At 73.6% G+C, this 4,060-nt stretch carries 5 protein-coding genes; all 5 read right to left on the reverse strand.

Annotation, left to right across the window (positions count from 1 at the left end; translation table 11 throughout):
* Positions 1-49 precede the first annotated feature (49 nt).
* Positions 50-688, reverse strand: coding sequence for an O-methyltransferase (locus tag ACYVE9_RS17940; protein WP_461028892.1), 639 nt, complete (start codon positions 686-688; stop codon positions 50-52).
* Entirely contained in the window at positions 685-1,476 is a 792-nt protein-coding gene (locus ACYVE9_RS17945; protein ID WP_461028893.1) for a thioesterase II family protein, read from the reverse strand. The genes ACYVE9_RS17940 and ACYVE9_RS17945 overlap by 4 nt, the downstream gene beginning before the upstream one ends.
* Complete coding sequence (locus ACYVE9_RS17950) at positions 1,473-2,552, reverse strand: Gfo/Idh/MocA family oxidoreductase (protein ID WP_461028894.1); 1,080 nt, start codon at positions 2,550-2,552, stop codon at positions 1,473-1,475. The genes ACYVE9_RS17945 and ACYVE9_RS17950 overlap by 4 nt, the downstream gene beginning before the upstream one ends.
* Complete coding sequence (locus ACYVE9_RS17955) at positions 2,549-3,691, reverse strand: saccharopine dehydrogenase NADP-binding domain-containing protein (protein ID WP_461028895.1); 1,143 nt, start codon at positions 3,689-3,691, stop codon at positions 2,549-2,551. Before ACYVE9_RS17955 ends, ACYVE9_RS17950 begins: the two co-directional genes overlap by 4 nt.
* Positions 3,688-4,060, reverse strand: a 373-nt coding sequence (locus tag ACYVE9_RS17960) for a hypothetical protein (RefSeq protein ID WP_461028896.1), incomplete at its 5' end; no start/stop codon positions are given. The genes ACYVE9_RS17960 and ACYVE9_RS17955, both read right to left, overlap by 4 nt.

Raw genomic sequence — 4,060 nt, forward strand, 5'->3', positions numbered from 1 at the left:
GCCCGGACCCCGTGGGGGACCGGGCGCCGTCACGCGCGCGCGGGTCCGATCAGCCGGCCAGCCGGATGACGCTGACGCCCTCACGCACCGTGAGCACGCTCTGCCGCACCCGGGGGTCGGCGGCGACGTGGGAGTTGAAGGCGCGCATGGCGACGGTGTCGGTCTGCTGGTCCCGCTCGTTGGCGACGCCGCCGAACTGGAGGACGTTGTCGGCCAGGATCAGCCCGTGCGGGGACAGCTTCGGCAGCACCGCCTCGTAGTAGTCGACGTAGCCGGGCTTGTCGGCGTCGACGAAGACCAGGTCGAAGGGGCCGGGGAGGTCCCGCACCGACGTCAGGGCCGGGCCCTCCCAGAGCTGGATGCGGTCGGTCCATGGGGACGCCGCGAAGTGCCTGCGCGCGATCGAGGCGTGCAGCGGGCTCAGTTCGCAGGTGTGGAGCTCGGCGTCCGCCGGCATCGCCTGGGCCATGCAGAGCGCGGAGTAGCCGGTGAAGGTGCCGATCTCCAGGATGCGGCGAGGTCGCAGGGCGAAGACCAGGGAGGCCAGGAACTCCCCCTCCAGGCTCCCCACCATCATGGCCGGCAGGTCCGTCTCGGCCTCCGTGTCGGCGACCAGGGCGGCCAGCCAGGGCGGCGCGGGGGAGGAGGCCTCTTCGGCGTACTTCTCCACGACCGGTCTCACGATCATTCTCGGTTCCTTTCCGCGGGGTCGGCGTGGGTGTGGCGGGGCCGGTCGTGCAGCCGTCTGGTCAGCCAGTTCGCCAACTCGGTCTGGCTGGGGCCGCGCAGATAGAAGTGGCCGCCGGGGAAGGCGGTCAGCTCGGTGTGCGCGGAGGTGGCCTCCGACCAGGCCGCCGCGTCCGCCGCGTCGACTTCGGGGTCCTCGGTGCCGTAGCAGACGCTCACCGGCACCGAGAGGTCGCGGCCCAGGCGGGGGCGGTAGGTGCCCACGAGGCGGTAGTCCGCGCGGAGCACGGGCAGTGTCATCTCCCGTATGCCCGGCATCTGGAGCAGTCCGGCGTCGGTGCCGCCGAGTTGGCACACGTCGGCCCACAGCCGCTCGTCGTCCAGGTGCTTGTCGTCCGGCCGCTGCCGGGCCGGGCCGGGACGCCCGGAGGCGACCAGCCGCTCCGGGAGCGCCTCGCCGGCCGTGCCGAGGAGCCTGATCACCTCGTGCGCGACGGAGGCGCCCATGCTGTGGCCGAAGAACCACACGGGTTTGTCGTCCAGCAGGGTCAGCGCCTTGGCCAGCGGCTCGACGAGGCCGGGCATGTCGGTGCAGCAGGGTTCGCCGATGCGGTCCTCCCGGCCGGGGTACTGGACCACCATGCCCTCGACGCCGTCGGGCAGGTCGCGTACCAGCGGGCGGTAGAAGCTCGCGGACCCGCCGCCGTGCGGGAAGAAGACGACGCGCCGGACGGCTCCGGGCCGGGGGAAGTAGCCGCGCAGCCAGGGGCTGGGGACGTCGGTGCTCATGATCGGGCCTCCCACAGGTCTGCGGCGGCGAGGAGTTCGGGCGGTGCCTGCGGGTGGCGCAGCCGCACCGGCCCGCAGGCGTCGCTCACGCTCTTCGCCAGCTTCGCCAGGGCCACGTGGTACTGCACGTGCCCCCGGCTGTCGGCGCCCGACCGGACGTCGTCCCAGAGCGCGCCGACGGCCCGGGCCGTGGCCTGCGGCCACAGCTCGCGGAGGACCTCGCGGTACGAGGCGCCCTCCGCCGGGCCCAGGTTCTCCACGCTCGGCACCTTGAGGTGCGGGGCGGTGGAGTCGCCGAAGCGCACCAGCTCCGCCATGTCGCCGGGCATGTGCGGGCGCATGCTCCACTGCACCGGGCCGTGTGTGTTGACCAGGGTGAGGTGCCCCCCGTCCGTGCCCAGGGTGATGCGGTGGAAGAGGTGGCTGTAGTTGTCCGGGGCGGAGGGCACCAGTTCGTTCTGCAACCGGAAGGACATCGGGACGTCGGCGAAGCGGCCGGTGAGGCTCCGGTACGGCGCGCCCTCCGGCCCCTCGAGCACGCCGTCGATGCCGTGCGGGCGGATCGAGCCGAGCGCCTGGCCCAGGATGTCGAAGACCGTGTAGAGCACCTGGAAGGCGCAGGTCACGTCGAGGAAGAGCGGCCGCTGCCGGGCCACCAGGTCGCGGGCGGCCCCGACGAAGCGGCGCACCGGCTCCACGTGCGGATAGTGGGTGTTCAGCCGGAACACCACCCCCGACTCGGTGGCGGCGCGCAGGCACGCCACCAACTCGTCCGGGTGCAGGGGGTGTTCCTGCAACACGTGCACGCCGCGGCGCATCAGCGCCTGCGAGAGCTCGGGCCCGGGACCGCCGTTCATCACCCCGCCGACGACCACGCAGGCCAGGTCGACGTCGTCGGGCACCTCCCCGACCGTGGACCACAGCGGTACGCCGTGGTGCGCGGCGCAGGCGCGGCTGCGGGCGCTTCCGGACGCGAGGATTCCGGCCAGCTCGAAGTCGAAGTCCGCCCGCTCGAAGGCCGCCAGGTAGGCGCGGCCGAAGCCGGTCCCTGCCACCAGGACGCGTGGGCGGGTCACAGCTCACCCTCCTCCATGGCACGGGCCGCGAGGATCGGCCGGTCGACGACGTCGAGCAGCCCGACCGCGGGCTCGGCCCGCAGCGCGGTGAGCACCGTCTCGGCGTCGAGCACGTCGGAGCCGAAGTGCACCCCCGGGGCGGCCCTGCCGTCGAGCACCGCCAGCACGGCCAGCGCACTGGCGAGGCCGGTCAGGGCGTACGTGTCACTGGCGCGCAGGGCCAGGCTGCGGGTGGTGGGGCGCCCGGCGTCGTCGGTGCCGGTGACCTCGAACAGCATGAGCTGGAACGGGTCCCTGCCGAACAGGTCGAGCGCCGCGGCACGGGTGAGCTCCTCGGCCGCCTCCGAGAGGTCGGACTCGCCGCGCATCGCCCCCTGGAGCCGGCTCAGGCAGTTCATCATGTGCGCGCCGCCGTCGAAGACGTTGTACCAGTCGATCTCCGACAGTCCCGTGACCTCCGGGAGTCTCGCGGACTCGAAACTCAGGTACGGGTAGACGTTCACCCGGTTGTTCGTGTAGGGCAGTTCGACGTCGGTACGCGGCGCCAGCTCGCGCTCCACACGCACGCCGCCCCTGACCGCGCCGCGGGCCTCCCCGTACGCGCCGCCCATGGAGAGCAGGTAGTCGGCGGCTCCGGCCGGGGTGAGCCGGTCCATCGTGCCGACGTAGGCGGTGAGCCGTCGCGGGTGGCTCATGGTGGAGCACAGGTGGCGGGGGAGCAGACCTGTCAGCCCCGGCTGCATGCCCGCGGTGATGACGGCGGTACCGGTGAAGGTGCCGGGCCGGGTCAGCGCCTCCAGGAGCGGTTCGTCCCCGCCCGGGTCGACGTAGTCGGCGCCGGCCGCCGCGGCTGCCCAGGCCACCTTGTCGAGGACCTGGTAGGACGGGCCCGCGCAGTTGAGGACGACGCGTGCGCCGCGGCAGAACCGGGCCAGCGACCGTCCGTCCTGCACGTCCACCTCGTCCGCGTGGCCGCGCAGGCCGGACTTGGCCAGCAGCGTCTCCGCCTGTGCCCGGTCGCGCCCGCCGAGCCGCACGACGGCGTCGGGAAGGCGGTCGGCGATCGCCCGTACGGCGGCCGCGCCGACGGCGCCGTAGGCGCCGACGACCGCGACCGTCGGGGTGGTGTGCTCACTCACGCGTTCTCCTCCTCGGGCAGGTCGATCGCACCGGAAGTGACCAGCTCACGGCAGGTGAAGTGGTCGCCCGGCACCGTCTGCCGCCGGAGTCCGCCCACACAGACCGACTCCCACAGCGCGGTCATGTCGGCGGCCATGGCGGGCCAGACCGGGGACTCCTCGTCGTGCACCAGCAGCCGTGCCTCCCCGGTGTAGACACCGGGGTCGTGGGCGGCGACGCACGCCGCCAATGCCCTTGCCCCGGCGAGGCGTTCGGTGAGCTCGTCCGCGCCGAGGCCGAGTACCCCGGCGAGCCGGGCCAGCCGCTCCTCGCGCGAGCGCGCGCCGAGTGCGGCAGCCGTCTCGCCCGCCGCCCGCAGCTCCGGCTCG

The sequence above is a fragment of the Streptomyces sparsus genome (assembly GCF_054776295.1).

What these genes read in the sequence shown, in the direction of transcription:
- ACYVE9_RS17940 (WP_461028892.1), bottom strand. Translation starts at nt 688, where the DNA reads ATGATCGTGAGACCGGTCGTGGAGAAGTACGCCGAAGAGGCCTCCTCC.
- ACYVE9_RS17945 (WP_461028893.1), bottom strand. Translation starts at nt 1,476, where the DNA reads ATGAGCACCGACGTCCCCAGCCCCTGGCTGCGCGGCTACTTCCCCCGG.